18 protein-coding genes are annotated in these 16,377 nt (G+C 28.4%); all 18 read right to left on the bottom strand.

Features of this window, described 5'->3' with window-relative positions:
- Positions 1-618 (bottom strand): thymidine phosphorylase (locus tag Q5O29_RS08840; RefSeq protein WP_302631992.1); only part of this gene is annotated, 618 nt, incomplete at its 3' end.
- A gap of 150 nt (positions 619-768) precedes the next feature.
- Positions 769-1,647 carry a tyrosine-type recombinase/integrase gene (locus Q5O29_RS08845; protein ID WP_022212594.1) on the bottom strand — a complete coding sequence of 293 codons (879 nt, stop codon included), beginning with the start codon at positions 1,645-1,647 and terminating at the stop codon, positions 769-771.
- Between the two features lie 65 nt (positions 1,648-1,712).
- Entirely contained in the window at positions 1,713-2,339 is a 627-nt protein-coding gene (gene spoIIM, locus Q5O29_RS08850; protein ID WP_022212595.1) for a stage II sporulation protein M, read from the bottom strand.
- 87 nt (positions 2,340-2,426) lie between these two features.
- A complete protein-coding gene (locus tag Q5O29_RS08855; RefSeq protein WP_022212596.1) occupies positions 2,427-3,089 on the bottom strand; it encodes an HD domain-containing protein in 663 nt (220 codons plus the stop codon).
- 424 nt (positions 3,090-3,513) lie between these two features.
- Positions 3,514-4,320, bottom strand: coding sequence for a sporulation transcription factor Spo0A (gene spo0A, locus Q5O29_RS08860; protein ID WP_022212597.1), 807 nt, complete (start codon positions 4,318-4,320; stop codon positions 3,514-3,516).
- Positions 4,321-4,542: 222 nt separating this feature from the next.
- Positions 4,543-5,718 carry a SpoIVB peptidase gene (gene spoIVB, locus Q5O29_RS08865; RefSeq protein ID WP_022212598.1) on the bottom strand — a complete coding sequence of 392 codons (1,176 nt, stop codon included), beginning with the start codon at positions 5,716-5,718 and terminating at the stop codon, positions 4,543-4,545.
- Between the two features lie 173 nt (positions 5,719-5,891).
- The gene (gene recN, locus Q5O29_RS08870; protein ID WP_022212599.1) at positions 5,892-7,592 is read right to left on the bottom strand and encodes a DNA repair protein RecN; all 1,701 of its coding nucleotides are present in this window, start codon (positions 7,590-7,592) and stop codon (positions 5,892-5,894) included.
- A gap of 19 nt (positions 7,593-7,611) precedes the next feature.
- Positions 7,612-8,061: an arginine repressor gene (locus tag Q5O29_RS08875; RefSeq protein WP_022212600.1), complete on the bottom strand. Its 450-nt coding sequence runs from the start codon at positions 8,059-8,061 to the stop codon at positions 7,612-7,614.
- Entirely contained in the window at positions 8,062-8,907 is an 846-nt protein-coding gene (locus tag Q5O29_RS08880) for an NAD(+)/NADH kinase (protein WP_022212601.1), read from the bottom strand.
- 44 nt (positions 8,908-8,951) lie between these two features.
- Positions 8,952-9,761, bottom strand: coding sequence for a TlyA family RNA methyltransferase (locus Q5O29_RS08885; protein WP_022212602.1), 810 nt, complete (start codon positions 9,759-9,761; stop codon positions 8,952-8,954).
- Between the two features lie 14 nt (positions 9,762-9,775).
- Positions 9,776-11,635, bottom strand: a complete 1,860-nt coding sequence (gene dxs / locus Q5O29_RS08890; RefSeq protein WP_022212603.1) for a 1-deoxy-D-xylulose-5-phosphate synthase — start codon at positions 11,633-11,635, stop codon at positions 9,776-9,778.
- A 16-nt stretch (positions 11,636-11,651) separates the two neighbouring features.
- Positions 11,652-12,515, bottom strand: coding sequence for a polyprenyl synthetase family protein (locus Q5O29_RS08895; RefSeq protein ID WP_022212604.1), 864 nt, complete (start codon positions 12,513-12,515; stop codon positions 11,652-11,654).
- Entirely contained in the window at positions 12,505-12,720 is a 216-nt protein-coding gene (gene xseB, locus Q5O29_RS08900; RefSeq protein ID WP_022212605.1) for an exodeoxyribonuclease VII small subunit, read from the bottom strand. The genes Q5O29_RS08895 and xseB overlap by 11 nt, the downstream gene beginning before the upstream one ends.
- A 14-nt stretch (positions 12,721-12,734) precedes the next feature.
- Positions 12,735-13,931 carry an exodeoxyribonuclease VII large subunit gene (gene xseA, locus Q5O29_RS08905; RefSeq protein ID WP_022212606.1) on the bottom strand — a complete coding sequence of 399 codons (1,197 nt, stop codon included), beginning with the start codon at positions 13,929-13,931 and terminating at the stop codon, positions 12,735-12,737.
- Positions 13,932-13,933: 2 nt separating this feature from the next.
- Positions 13,934-14,770 carry a tetrahydrofolate dehydrogenase/cyclohydrolase catalytic domain-containing protein gene (locus Q5O29_RS08910; protein ID WP_022212607.1) on the bottom strand — a complete coding sequence of 279 codons (837 nt, stop codon included), beginning with the start codon at positions 14,768-14,770 and terminating at the stop codon, positions 13,934-13,936.
- A 27-nt stretch (positions 14,771-14,797) separates the two neighbouring features.
- Entirely contained in the window at positions 14,798-15,205 is a 408-nt protein-coding gene (gene nusB / locus Q5O29_RS08915; RefSeq protein ID WP_022212608.1) for a transcription antitermination factor NusB, read from the bottom strand.
- 167 nt (positions 15,206-15,372) lie between these two features.
- On the bottom strand, positions 15,373-15,762 hold the full coding sequence (locus Q5O29_RS08920; RefSeq protein ID WP_022212609.1) for an Asp23/Gls24 family envelope stress response protein: 390 nt from the start codon (positions 15,760-15,762) through the stop codon (positions 15,373-15,375).
- Between the two features lie 86 nt (positions 15,763-15,848).
- The gene (locus tag Q5O29_RS08925) at positions 15,849-16,367 is read right to left on the bottom strand and encodes a SpoIIIAH-like family protein (RefSeq protein WP_022212610.1); all 519 of its coding nucleotides are present in this window, start codon (positions 16,365-16,367) and stop codon (positions 15,849-15,851) included.
- Between the last annotated feature and the right edge of the window lie 10 nt (positions 16,368-16,377).

Here is a 16,377-nt window from a genome sequence, read left to right on the forward strand (position 1 = left end):
AGCACCATCACCAACTTTAACATCTAGTACGATTGCATCTGCCCCTGAAGCAAGTTTCTTACTCATGATACTTGAAGCAATAAGAGCTGTATTATCAACAGTAGCTGTTACATCTCTAAGAGCATAAAGTTTTTTGTCAGCTGGTACAAGGTTACCACTTTGTCCCATAATTGCAATATTAATATTATTGACATTATTTATAAATTGCTCTTCCGTCAATTCAACAGAAAAACCATTAAAACTTTCTAACTTATCAATAGTTCCACCTGTATGGCCTAGACCTCTTCCAGACATTTTTGCTACAGGTATTCCAAGAGATGCCACTAGCGGAGTTAAGCATATTGATGTCTTGTCTCCTACTCCCCCTGTGGAATGCTTATCAACCTTAATTCCTTTAATCTTAGATAAGTCAATTACATCTCCAGAATTAACCATTGACATTGTCAAATTAGCTGTCTCACTTTTAGACATTTCATTGAAAAAAAGTGTCATTAACAAAGCAGAAACCTGATAATCAGGTATTTCCCCTTTTGTAAACCCATTAACAAAAAAATCTATTTCTTCTTTAGATAATTCATAACCTTTTCTCTTTTTCATTATAATGTCATACATTCTCATATTACTTTTCCTCCTTATATGTTACCCATTCTGCAATAATCTTTATCTAAATTAGCATTTGCTAACCATTTTTTATTATACATGCTTTCACCATGTAATACTACAAATTATACCACTTTAATAGAAGAATATTCACCTTTTTTATAATATCTATGCTCTAGGATGTGAATTCTTATATACCACATTAATTTTATCATTATTAATAATTTCATAATATGTGTCCATATAAGTTAACACTTGATTGCCCAGAAGTTTTTGTACAGCTCTCACATTTGCACCATTTTGTAATAGATGTACAGCAAAAGAATGCCTAAATGTATTTAAATTTACATCTTTTTTTATTCCTGCTTTATGAGAATATTCCTTAACTATTCTCCAAACACCTTGCCTTGTTAATTTGTTTCCATTTAAATTAACAAATAAATTATGAACACCTGCTGCTGCAATCATATCTCTTATGGATAGGTATTCCTTAAGTGCAGCTTCAGCACTTCTGCCAATAGGAATAAGTCTTTCATAATTTTTATTATCATGACATCTGACATATGATAGTTCTAAATTAATATCTTCTACTTGTAAAGAGATTATTTCAGACACCTTCATACCAGTTGCATACATAAGTTCCAGTAAGGCATTATCTCTAATCCCTTTATTACAATCTTTATCTACTATTTTTATTATTTTATCTACTTCTTCCACAGTAAGAATCTCTGGAAGTTTTTTAGTAGTATCTGTGCTTTTATAATATATCTTAGGGATATCACGTATTATCTTATGCTCTTTAAGATAGTTATAGAAGCTTCTTAAGCTTATTACTATCCTGCTAATTGACCGTTCAGACTTTCCTTCTTGTAATAAATATTGTATATACCCAAGTACAGTTAGATTATCTGTTTCATCAAGGTAAATATCCTTTGTATTCAAGTATTTTATATATAAATTTACATCTGTTACATATGCATAAACAGTATTTTCACTTTTGTGACTATTTAATAAATATTCTTTATATTCATTTACTATTTCTTTCATAACTCTCCCCATTTCACCTTTAATTATTATTTGGTCTCATAAATTTCTTGGAATTCAGAAATTTATCAAGTAATTTTACTAACAATAAATTTCATTAAATTTGGACATATATAGCTTTCAATAAACACACCAGTTATAAATATACATACCAAAACCCCTATTTTAAAAATTAATTCCTTCTTTACTATTGTATTTATTGTCCCTTTATTAAAGAACTTATATCGCAGTTTTGTAGCGGAAAATTCAATAGAAATTATACTTAATGCAATAAAACTTGGAATATAAAAAATATTTTGTGGTAAAATTGATACTATTGCCAACCAGATTCCTTTACCATTAAAAGTTGTTAATAAAAAAGTAAATGTATAGCCTAATGTAAATCCCTTTATTAAATCAATTAGCAAGATAAATGGTATACCAAATACGGTAAATCCTAATATAATTATTATTACGACTGTAATTGATATTTTAATCAATATATTCAAGAATAATTTAGTACTTTCTACTTGGCTCACCAGTATGCTTTCTGTAAAAGATGAAAAATAATTAGACAGATCTGTTGAATCATTAATATTCATATATTTAACCATAAAAGCTCCTAATGCTATGCCAACACAAAAGAAAATTAAAACCATAAAATAATATATCCTATTTTCTCTATAGCTATTATTCAACTTATCAATAACATTCATTTTAAACCTCCAGTTTTTTCTTTCCATATATACTATGAGGTAATATATGAAGTTATTCATAATTAAATATATGTAAATACCATTTTATTATTTAATTATTAATTTATATGCTTTTTCAAAAACATCTATATCTACATTATATTTTTTCTTTAGTATCCCTATAATAGTTTTTACATCTGATAGTTCCTTTTCAATATCATCTTTACGTTTTTGACCTCTTCCTAACCTATCACTTATAAACAATAGAATCATATCGTTTAGCTCCACATCTTTAATCATTTCTTCTGTATTTTCATAAGGTAAACTTTTCAATATGTACAAATGATGCATATGATATTTGACTAAATTAACTATTTTTTCTCGTTCTATATTATTAATATCGTATTGAACTAATATATCATTAACTATTTTTTCGCCAATTTTATCATGATTGTATGATGTATAGTTTCCTTTGATATTCTTTTTTGTTGCTACCTTTTTTCCAACATCATGTAAAAGCGAAGCTAACATAAATTCTTTTTTACTATTTGCCAGGCTACGTATCTGTGCAGCTTTATCTACCACAAGCATTACATGATTATATACATTTCCTTCTGGATGATATTTAGGTGATTGTTCTACAGTTTTAAGTTCATTAATTATTTGCAATGCTGTTCCCCATAAATCATCTTCTATTGATTTTACATATGTTGATGGCTTTATATCTGTTAATAAATGGTCAGTTATCTTTTCTAATAATTCTTTTTTCATATAATTATCCTTTCTTTACAAAAAAATATATATTATATAGTCTATACTTTTATATATTAAAATATAAATCACTTCATAGTTAGGATTATTTTAATAATTTAATAAAATATATCCTATTTCCACAGTGACAAAACAGCATTTCATTTAATTTTAATGGTTTTATTTTGATAAATTAATAATTTATGTTCAAACATCAATACTTGTATTTTGTGACATAAATAAAACTTCTCTTTTAGCTTTTAAAATTTTAGCCAAAAAAACACCTCCTAACAGTTTGAAAATTATCCAACTGATAGAAAGTGTCTATCTACTTGATTTAATATTTATTTGTTGGTATCAAATACACTTTGTTGCTATAAACAAAATAGATTTGATTTTTTCATATTATTTGTTCAACAGCCATTTTATTGACTTTCTTATATATTTAAGATACTTTATTTTTAAGTCTTAGCTTATCAGCAATGATAGCTATGAATTCACTATTTGTAGGCTTGCCCTTATCTGTGTGAATAGTGTATCCAAATAGTTTATTTATTGCATCTATTTGTCCTCTTCCCCAAGCTACTTCTATAGCATGTCTAATTGCTCTCTCTACTCTTGAAGCTGTTGTATTGTACTTCTTAGCTATTGATGGATATAATTCTTTTGTTACAGCTGATAACAATTCCATATCATTAACAACCATTGTTATAGCTTCTCTTAAATACATATACCCTTTGATATGTGCTGGCACACCTATCTCATGAATTATGTTTGTAATTTCTGTTTCTAAATCTACAGGTCCTTTTTGAACTGGAGTTTCTACTGCAGTTACCGCCACAGGTCTTCTTACCGGCTCAGAAGGAACATTATCATTGAACATATCTCTAATTCTCTTTGTGAATATATCCATGTCGAATGGTTTTACAACATAGTAATCTGCTCCTAATGTAATTGCTCTTTGAGTAATCATATCTTGACCTACTGCTGATAAAATTACAATTCTAGGAAATTTTTCAAGATTCATTGATTGTAATCTTTCTAGAACCCCTAATCCATCTAAATGAGGCATAATTATATCAAGAATAACTAAATCAGGTTGTTTTTGCTCAATTAATGTTAGAGCCTCTTTTCCATCCTTTGCTATACCTGTAACAACTATATCTCTTTGATTTAGTAAATAATCATTTAATATACTGCAAAACTCTTTATTATCATCTGCAATTAAAACTGAAATTTTATTTCCTTCCATATTTCTCTCCCTTTCTACCTATTTTTAATTTCATTGGTAAAATTATTCATTAGATAATTTTAAACTTTAAAACTGAATATTAATTGTTTTTCTACTTTTTAATTTAATTGAGTATATTATACCATAAAAAAAATAAATATAACAGTTTTTTTACATTTTTTTGAAATATTTTTGTTATTTTATTGAAGAAAGGCTGCTAAAACTAATAGCAGCCTTTTCTACTTATTTAATTACTCCTGCATCTTGTAACATCCATTCAATATATATCCCATATCCTACATCAGGTTTATTTATTAAAACGTGAGTTACAGCTCCTATAATTTTACCATTTTGTATTATAGGACTACCACTCATCCCTTGAACAATACCACCTGTTTTTTCTAATAATACTGGATCCACAATTTTAATAATCATGCTCTTTGATCCTGGTTCATCTTGAGGAAGTAATTTTAATATCTCAATATCATACGCTTTGGCTCCATCATCTTCTACAGTAGTAATTATTTGTGCATGACCTTCCTTTATTTCATCTCGATAAGCTACGGTCATTGCTTTATTAAAATTAGGATTTATTAATTCTGTTAATCCATCACCATATATTCCTGAACTAGTATTTTTTTCTATAGTACCTATAGATTCATTTTCGTTGATAAATAATCCTTTTATTTCCCCAGGATTTCCTCTTTCCCCTTTTTTAATACTTAAAATTGAAGATCTAAGGAGTGTACCACTTTTAATATTAAATGACACATTAGTATCTCCATCAGTAATTGGATGACCTAAAGCTCCAAAAGTTTTGCTATCTTTATCATAAAAAGTCAATGTTCCTATACCAGCTGTAGAATCTCTTACCCATAAACCAATTTTATATTCATTATCTTCCTTTATTAAAGGAACTTTTTTTGTTATTTCAGAGTTTCCTCTTAGTATTTTTACAGTAAGCTCATCATTTCTACAGCTTTTAACCTTACTTATTAAATCAGAACATGTTTCAATATTTTCTCCATTTACCTCTTCTATAATATCTCCAAGCTCTATACCTGCTATTTTCCCAGGACTTTCACTTAATCCATCATAGGTTGATATATCTGAATAACCTACTACTAAAGCACCTTTATTATTTATCTTAACGCCTATACTTATTCCACCAGGATAAACTTCAATATTTTTTCTCTTTTCTTTATGCAAAGTTGTTAATTCTTTAGAATTTATTAAGCTAGTGTAACAATCAATAGAATCTGCATTTTGTACATCATTCATTACATATGAAGTTGTATCTTTCATTCGGTTTTTTATAGATAATTCATCAGCTTGTGAATTATTATAGACTCCAATTAAAACCAGAATGAAGATTGGAGCAGTTATTATGCTAAAATTTTTTATAAGCTTTTTTATCATTTTATCTCCTCCTTTGCTTCTGATTTTAATTTTCCCTGTAGCTATTTTTATATGCTATAGTAACGTTGTTATAAAAGTCAAAAATTATATAAGCTAAAAATTTTATATAAAAAAATAAAACCATGGAGAAATTCCATGATTTTATTTTTTGCAGTAAATTAGTGTATTATGTATTAAATAAATTCATTTTTTATTTCATTTTTCTTAATATTAGCTAATTTAACCATCTCTCTTGAATTATCGATGGCAACATCGCTTAAGTTATCTCCACCAATCATTTTTGCAATTTCGCAAACCTTGTCTTGCTCATTAAGCATTCTAATCTGAGTAAATGTTTTACCATTTTCAACTTTTTTTGAAACAAAATAATGATTATCTGATAATGCTGCAATTTGTGGTAAATGTGTAATACATAGAACTTGATGTTTTACTGATACTTGGTACATTTTTTCACCTACACGCTTTCCAATGGCACCACTTATTCCAGTATCAATTTCATCAAATATTAACGTTGGGATTTTATCTTTATCAACAAAAACACATTTTAAAGCAAGCATTATTCTTGATAATTCACCACCAGATAATACTTTTTCCAACGGTTTTAATGGTTCACCAGGATTTGCCGAAATTAGAAATTGAACATCATCATATCCTCTATTATTGGCAATTTCACTTAAATTTACATCTATTTTTATAATAGCTTTTTCTAGTCCTACGTATGATAATTCTTCTTTAATTCTTACTTCTAAGTCTTTAGCTGACATGCATCTAAATTCATGTAATTTTACTCCTATTTCGCTCATATCTTTCTCAATAACACTTAATTCTTTTTTTAAATTTAGTATTATTTCCTCTGAATTAATAAATTCATCATATTGATTTTTAAGCTTTTCTAAAAATTTAAGTATTTCATCAATTGAATCACCATATTTTTTCTTATATAAACTAATTTCATATATTCTTTCATTTATTGCTGCTAATTCATTTTCATCATAATATATTTCATTAGCTATATCTCTAATATCTCTTGTTGATTCTTCAAGTAAATAATACGCTTCTTCCACTTGAACTCTTTTATCTTTTATCTTTTCTAAATGCATTTCTGAATGTGAAAATTCTGAAATAACTTTAGATAATAATTCTAAAACAGAATTTCCTTGTGGATTATTATTTAAATAATTATATGAATTTATAAGGCTAGAAGATATCTTTTCAGCATTTGCTAAAATATTATATTGTTCTCGCAAATCTTCTTCTTCACCTGGCTTAAGCTTTGCTTTTTCAATATCATCTATTTGGAACTTTATATAATCAAGAATCTTTTCCCTATCGTCATTACCTTTCAATTCATTGATTTTATCTTCTATCTGCGAATGTCTATTTTTAACTATTTCAAATTGCTCTAATAAAGGACTTATATTTTCAGAGTTATACTCATCTAAATATAATATATGTGTTCCTTTACTTAATAAAGATTGATTTTGATGTTGACCATGAATATCTAAAAGCTTTTCTCTTATTCTTTTTAACTGTGATAAGACAATAGTTTTTCCATTTACTTTAATTATACTTTTTCCTGAAATAGTTGTTTCTCTTGATACAACTAATAATTCATCATTTTCTATATTTAAATCATTTAATAACGTATATATTTCATTATTTTCCATATCAAATATAGCTTCTACATAAGTTTTATCTTCGCCATACCTAATAAGCTCTTTAGAAAACTTTCCACCTAATACATAGTCTATAGTATCTATTAAAATCGATTTACCAGCACCAGTTTCTCCAGATAAAATATTGAATCCAGCTCCAAACTCAACAGATAATTCTTGGATTAAAGCAAAATTCTTTATATTTAAAACAACAAGCATTATAACCCACCTTTTAAATTTATAAAATTATTTTTCTAATTTTTGTTATTAACTCTAAAGCTTTTTCTTCAGTTCTTATTAATATAAATATTGTATTATCACCAGCTATTGTTCCAGCAATGTCTGCTGAATATAAGCTATCTATAGCTTCAGCAGCAGCAGAAGCAGCACCAGTTAGTGTTTTTACTACTACAAACTTATCAACCTTTTCCACTGATATAGCTGAATTAGCAAGTATACTATAAAGCTTATCATTTAGGTTTCTTTCTTCCTTAGTTGGAGCCACATATCTATATTTACCTGACATGCTTTGTACTTTTAAGAGCTTTAATATCTTTATATCTCTTGAAATAGTAGCTTGAGTAACTTCAAAACCACTTGCCTTTAACTCTTCCGCTAACTCTTCTTGTGTTTCTATTTCTTTTTCATTAATTATCTCTAAAATTCTATTATGTCTCTTTGATTTCATCTACTCACCTTCTTCTTTCTCTGAGTTATATAGTATTTTTTTTCTTAAAACATTAAAATAATCATAATCATCAAGAAGGATTATTTCTGCATAATGTTCAGATTTCGTAATAGTTATTATTTCATCATCTTCCTTTTTAATGACTTTTTGTCCATCAACAGTAAGATATATCTCTTCGTTGTTATTATCAACCTTGATTTCTATCACAGAGCTGCTATTTAATACTATAGGCTGCATTGCCTTTGTATGTGGACAGATAGGTGTTATTGTTACAACATCAACATCTGGATAGATAAATGGTCCTCCTGCTGAAAAAGAATATGCTGTAGAGCCAGTTGGTGTAGCAATAATAAGTCCATCACCCTTAAACGATATATAAAGTTTTTTATCAATGTATATATCAAATTTAATTATTCTTGATAAAGTTCCTCTTGCTATTACCACATCATTTAAAGCCCTTAATACATTAGATTTTTCTCCATTATTACATTGCAATAGTATCCTCTTCTGTTTACTATATAAGCCTTTTTTTATCTTTTTTAAAGAACTCTCAAGTTCTCCGTATTCTACACTGGACAGGAATCCTAAATTACCAATATTCACTCCTAAAATAGGAATATCTTTATACCCATTTATATCTCGCGCTACACTAAGTATAGTACCATCTCCACCTAAAACAATTACAAGATCAATATCATCATCTATTTCATTAGATGCAAGTTCATAACTATTTAAAACTTTAATTTTAACGCCCTCAAATTCATGTGATACCTTTGATATAACATTATATAATATAAGTCCGTCTTTATCTTTAGAAGGATTTAAAGCTATTAAAACATGCTTCATAACCTCACCCCTAATAATTTATAATACACCTAAAGCCAGCTATATTAAAGCTGGCTATGTGAATCTTCAATAATTTGATCTATAACATCAAATTTAAAATCAGTTTCTCTTTCTTTGTTCTTAGTGAAATAAACTAGGTATTCTCTATTACCTTCTGGCCCCTTAATTGGTGAGAAGCTTAGTCCAAGCACTGTCAGTTCATTATCTATTAAGAAATTAACTATATTTGTAACAACTTCCTTATGAACAGATTTATCTCTTACAACACCCTTCTTACCTACTTTATCTTTTCCTGCTTCGAATTGAGGCTTAATTAATGCAACTACACATCCATCATCCTTTAATAATTCTTTTACAGCTGGCATAATAGTTCTCAGAGATATAAAAGATACATCTATTGATGCAAAGTCAAGTTTTTCACCTATATCTTCTGGTGTTACATATCTTATATTAGTTCTCTCCATACAAACTACTCTTTCATCAGTTCTTAGTTTCCAAGCAAATTGCCCATAACCAACATCCACTGAAAATACTTTTTTTGCATGATTTTGTAGCATACAATCTGTAAACCCACCTGTTGAAGCACCTATATCCATACATACAGCATCAGTTAAATCAATGTTAAATTCCTTCATTGCTTTTTCAAGCTTAAATCCACCACGGCTTACATAAGGCATCTTTTCTCCTCTGTAAACTATGTCAGCTTCAACACTTACCTTTTCTCCAACTTTATCTACTTTCTGTCCATCTACATAAACTAAGCCAGCCATAATACTTGTTTTTGCTCTTTCTCTTGAAGTGCATATACCTTTTTCAACTAAAAGTACATCTAATCTTTCCTTTTTAACTGCCATTGGTTTCTCCTTTTTTATTTAATCATTGTAATAACAGTATTCTTTATTGCGACTGAATCTAATCCATATTCTGAGTAAAGCAAATCAACTTTTCCATGGGGAATAAACTCATCTTTATATGATAGAGATTTAAATTTGCCTTTAAAACCTAAATTATATAATGATTCTATAACATAGCTTCCAAATCCTCCATTGCCAACATTATCTTCAACTGTAATGATATCATAATTATTTTCAACTAATTCTTTCAACATTTCTAAATCTAAAGGCTTTATAAATGAAGCTGAAATAATTGTAGGATTAATTCCTTCTTTAATAAGTCCTTCATTGGCAATCATTGCATATTGTACCATTTTACCTACAGAAATTATAGCTACTTTATCACCATCTATAATCTTTTCCCATTTCCCATATTTTATTTCACTTAGTGGAGTTAATTTATGATAAAAATCCCCTTCTCTTGGATATCTAATTGCTATAGGCCTATTTTCTTTTAGAGCCCACTTCATCATCACTGATAGTTCTTCTACTTGCTTAGGAGCAAGTACCGTCATATTTGGTATTAAAGATAGATATGATAAATCAAAAACTCCCTGATGTGTTTCTCCATCATCACCAACAATCCCTGCTCTATCTACTGCAAAAATTACTGGTAGGTTTTGAATACAAACATCATGTATAATCTGATCAAAAGCTCTTTGCAAGAATGTTGAATATACTGCAAATATTGGTCTTAAACCAGCACTGGCCATACCTGCGGATAAAGTAGTTGCATGTTCTTCAGCTATTCCCACATCAAAAAATCTATTAGGATAAAGTTTAGCAAATTCATTAAGGCCAGTTCCATCTGGCATTGCAGCTGTTAAACATACTAACTTTTCATTTTTTTCTGCTTCTGCAACTACAAAATTCCCAAAAGCTTTTGAGTATTTTATTTCAGGGTTATCATTATTTTTTTCTGTATTATCATTTATACCAGATACTCCATGGTATTTATTAGGATTTTCCTCAGCAAGTTCATATCCCTTACCTTTTTTTGTTATCACATGAATAAGCACTGGTCCATCTATTTGTTTAGCACGTGTTAATACCTCATTCATTAACTCAATATCATGTCCATCAATTGGACCTATATATTTTAGTCCCATTTCTTCAAACATCTTTGATGGAACAACTAGATTTTTAATACTATCTTTAATTTTATGAATTGAGTTGGCAACACTTTTACCAACTACTGAAGTATTAAGCGTTTGATTTATTTCATTCTTTATTTTATTATAATTAGGAGCAACTCTAAGCATATTTAAATGATTAGATAATGCCCCAACATTCTTACTGATTGACATTTGATTATCGTTTAAAATAATAATCATCTTGCTTTTATTAAAGCCTAAATCATTTATGGCTTCTAAGGCCATTCCACCTGTAAGTGCTCCATCTCCAATTACTGCTACAACATTGTAATCTTCCTTTAATATATCTCTTGCTCTTGCTATCCCTAAAGCTGCTGATATAGATGTACTACTATGACCTGTTCCAAAGGCATCGTATTCACTTTCACTTATCTTAGGAAATCCACTAATTCCTTTATATTTTCTTAGTGTACTAAATTGATTTTTTCTACCTGATAACATTTTATGTACATAGCTCTGATGACCAACATCCCATACAATCTTATCTTTCTCTAAATTAAAATTTTTATATAAACTTAATGTTAACTCAACTACTCCAAGGTTTGATGATAAATGTCCTCCAGTTTTAAGAACATTATCTATTAAGAATTCTCTTATTTCATTTGAAAGTATTGTTAATTCTTTATTACTAAACTTATGGACATCAATTGGTGAACTAATCTTGTCTAATAACTTTGACATAAATATCCTTCCTTTGTTAAAAATCTCTTTCCAAAAGCTCTATAGTTAACTTTTTTAAGATATCTGTGTTAACTGAAATCTTCTCTAAAATAGCAATACATTCATCTGTTAAATTTTCACACATTACCTTGCATTCTTCCAATCCATACATAGTAATGAAATTAGATTTATTTCCATCAGCTAAAGTATTCTTGCCTAATTTGTTCACATCACCAGTTACATCAAGTATATCATCTTTAATTTGAAAAGCTAATCCTAAATTCAGCCCAAATTTATTTAATAATTCTATTTCACTTTTGTCTACTTCTGCTAAAATTGCACCTGCTACTATAGAAGCTCTAATAAGCTCTCCAGTTTTCTTTAGATGCATATAATTTAATTCCTCTTTAGAAATTTTTTTTCCTTCGTTTATGATATCTACGACTTGACCACCTATCATTCCATCTGCACCAGCAGCATAGGCAATTTCTCTTGCAGCAACAAGTGCATCTTTTCCATTTTTTATCGAGAAATCCATAAGTAAAATCATCGCTTCGTTTAATAAGGCATCTCCTGCTAACACTGCAATATTTTCTCCATATACCTTATGATTAGTTGGTTTCCCTCTTCTTAAGTCATCATTATCCATACAAGGCAAATCATCATGTATGAGTGAATAAGTATGAATCATTTCAATAGCCGCTGCCATATCAATTATTTCCTTATCTTTACCTTTATACATATTGTATACCAGCATAAATAATATAGGGCGTATCCTTTTTCCACCAACATTTAAGCTATAGTTAGCAGCATCATATATTAATGAATTATATGATCCTTTATTTTTAAAGTAATTACTTAGATAATTATCAACTAATTCTTTCAATTGTTTAATTTTCATGATCATTTACCCTATCTGAAGCTTCTTTTAGTGTTATAAATTTACCCTCTAAATTAGCTAGAGTCTTATATAACTTATTAACTAATTTGCTTCCCTTTTCATATTCTTTCATAGCATCTTCAAGACCTAAATCATTGTTTTCTAAAGTCTCAATAGTGGATTCTAATAAATTTAGCATTTCATTATAATTTTCTTTTTTTGCCAAAGCATTCTCCTCCTCTACAATAATTTTAAATTCCCCTTAATAATTCCATCACTTAAGTTTATTTTAACATTCATATCTTTATTAAAATCTTTTATTTCTTTTAGTATATTTCCATTTTCATCTTCTATTATAGCATAACCCTTAGATAAAATATTTAAAGGACTATGAGCTTGTAATACGTTATTTAGTGAAATTAACTTTTGTTTTTCAAGAGCAATTTTCTTATTAAGCAAACTATCTAGTTTTTCTTTTACTTTTTCTACTTCTAAATAACTATTTACAACCTTATTCATTGGTGAATTTAAACTTAATATTCTAGAAAAATTATTAATCTTAGATTTTTCATCATTAAATCTTTCAATCATATACTTATTTAAGTAGTTTTCATATTCACTAATAGTAAAATAAATCTCACTATCTAAAGGTACAGCTAATTCTCCAGCTTGAGAAGGAGTAGAAGCTCTAAGATCCGCTACAAAATCAGCTATTGTATAATCTACTTCATGACCTACAGCTGAAATAATAGGAATTTCAGAATGAAAAATTTCCTCTGCTAGAGCTTCCTCATTAAAATTCCATAATTCTTCAATAGAACCTCCACCTCTACCAACAATTATTAAATCAACGTTCTTCTTATTATTAAAATACCTAATTCCATCTATAATACTCTTAAAAGCACCTTTTCCTTGGACTTGTGCTGGATATAAGAAGAGATCAACAAATCTATTTCTTCTTCTAATAACGTTTTTTATATCTTCAATTGCTGCACCAGTTGATGATGTGACAATTCCTATGGCTACAGGTTCTTTTGGAATTGGCTTTTTGTTCGCTAAATCAAAATATCCTTGGAGTTCTAACTTTTTCTTTAATTGTTCATATCTTATGTATAAATCTCCAAGACCTTCCTTTTCAATTTCATTGCAATATATTTGAAAAGTTCCATTTGCTTCATAAGCTGATACTTTACCTCTTACAATGACATTCATACCATCTTCTAAATTAAATGCCAATTCATATGCTTTATTCTTAAACATAATACAGTTTATTTTACCACTATCATCTTTTAGAGAAAAATATATATGTCCTGATGAATGATATTTTAAATTAGAAATCTCCCCTTTTACAGAGAGATTATTTAATATAAAGTCATTATCTAATATTTTTTTTATATAACTATTCAATTCTGATACAGATAATGTTTTAATTTTCATAATTATTTCAATGCCTCACAAACATTTTTCATTAAAAGTGTAGTTGTTAATGATCCTACTCCACCTGGCACTTTTGTCATATAAGATACTTTTCCTATAACATCATCAATTAAAACATCACCAGTTATTTTACCATTTAAAGAAGATGTACCAACATCTATAACAATTGCTTCTTCTTTTACATATGAAGAATCGATGTAATTTGGAATGCCAATAGCTAAAATAAGTATATCTGCTCTTTGACATACACTTTGAAGATCCTTAGTCTTAGAATGACAAACAGTAACTGTACAGTTTCTTTCTAGCATTAAAACAGCTACAGGCTTACCTACAATATTGCTACGTCCAACAACAACTACTTCTTTTCCTTGAAGATTAATATTTAAGCTATCTAAGATTGTTACCACAGAATTAGGAGTACATGGTATGAATTTCTTGTGACCTGCATATAATTTACCTTGATTGATATAAGTTAAACAGTCTATATCCTTATCTGGTGATATGTATGAGATTACCTTTTTCTCATCAATATGTTTTGGTAATGGTAATTGAAGTATAATTCCATGAATTTTCTCATTATTATTTAATGATATTATCTCATTAATTAAATTTTCTTCAGTAGTAGATTCTTTTAATAATATTTTTTCAAACAATATGCCTAAAGAATTAGCCACTTTTTCTTGACTATTAATGTAAAAAATAGATCCACCATCTTCACCTACAACAATTGATGCTATCTTAGGTATAATTTCTCCATTATTTGCTCTTTGAGAAACAAATTCAGCAATTTGCCCTTTTATGCTCTTAGCTAAATCTATAACGTTTATTATTTCTCCCATTCTCTATAACTCCCCAACAACTTATATTTATTTTATATTCTTAAATGCTTTATCTAAAGCTCCATTAACAAATGATACACTCTTATCATCTGAATACTTTTTAGTAAGCTCAATTGCTTCGTTTATAGCAACTACCTCTGGAACATCATCAATATAAAGCATTTCTGCAATTGCTAATCTTACGATTATTAAATTAACTTTAGAAACTCTCTCTATAGTCCAGTTAATTAATGAATTTTTTATTATTTCATCAATTTCTTCTTTGTAATCTGTAACAGATTTCATAACTTCTTTTATATATTCTAAATCTATAGTCTTTAAATCCATTTCGTAGTTTTCAATAAAGCTTTCTATAGTTTGTTCATAGGAATTCTTGCTTATTTCCATACTGAATAATAATTCCATTGCTATTTCTCTTGATCTTTTTCTTTTCATATTTCCTCCTAAGTATCCTCTAAACATCATATATTAGTTTTATTATAAACTTTCATCATATTAATTAAACATATGTATATTACAATATTATTAACATTATGTCTATTAAAAGTTATTATCTTTCTCTCCTGCAATGAGAAACCCTCTGAATTTCAGAGGGCTATCAATTAAACTTCTTTTTCTAAGTTTTGTTCCTTTTTAGGAACATATATGTTTTGAACATTTACATTAACTGCTTCAACATTTAACCCTGTCATAGCTTCAACGGTCTTCTTAACATTTTCTTGAACTAAACTTATCACTTCGGGAATATTTATTCCATACTCAACAGCAACAGTTAATTCAATAGTTGCAGCATCTTCACCTAAGGTTACTTTTACGCTCTTTCCTGTTGTAGTCTTCTTACCTTTTAGAATTTGAGATATATTATTGCCAACTCCTGTTGGAATTTCAACTATTCCTTGTATCTCTTCAGCAGCTATACTGGCTATAACACTTACAACTTCATCAGATATTCTAACTACGCCTAAAGTAGATTCGTCCTTAATATTTTCCATACTTCACCCTCCTCAAGGTATACAGTTTAGCACACCTCATTTATCATAGGTACATTATAACAAAATACATTAATTATGACAACGTATTATTTCTTTGCTAGTATTGTAATATCAGTTAATGTAGTTATATCTTCCACAGATTTTTGAATTAAACCTGATTCTTCTTTAGTTAAATCCGCATCAACCTTCACATAAACTTTTACCTTATTATTATCTATCATACATATTGCATCTTCATATCCTTGATTTTTAATATCCTGTTCTACACTGCTTTCTTGAGCTTTTATATTAGTTTTATCTATTAACTTTTGATTTGCTATGTCTTTTTGCTCTTGAGAAGTAGTTTCATCATTTTTAATAGATTCTAGATTTTCAACATAAAGGGAATCCTCTTGATCTTTAGCTGCTCTCATATTATAAAAATAATCTTGTGTGCTCAATGTTTCCTTATCCTCATCTGTTGTTTTATCATCATTTTGCTGCAATACCGCACCCAAATCTCCTGGATCATTAAATCCATCCTTATTAAGCTTAGATGCTAGTACACCTACACAAACAATTAAAGCCATCAGTGTAAAAATAATTGCAAATTGTCTTTTTGTCATATATACTCCT

Source organism: Clostridium sp. CAG:265, from assembly GCF_000436575.1.
Taxonomy (GTDB): domain Bacteria; phylum Bacillota; class Clostridia; order Clostridiales; family Clostridiaceae; genus Clostridium; species Clostridium lentum.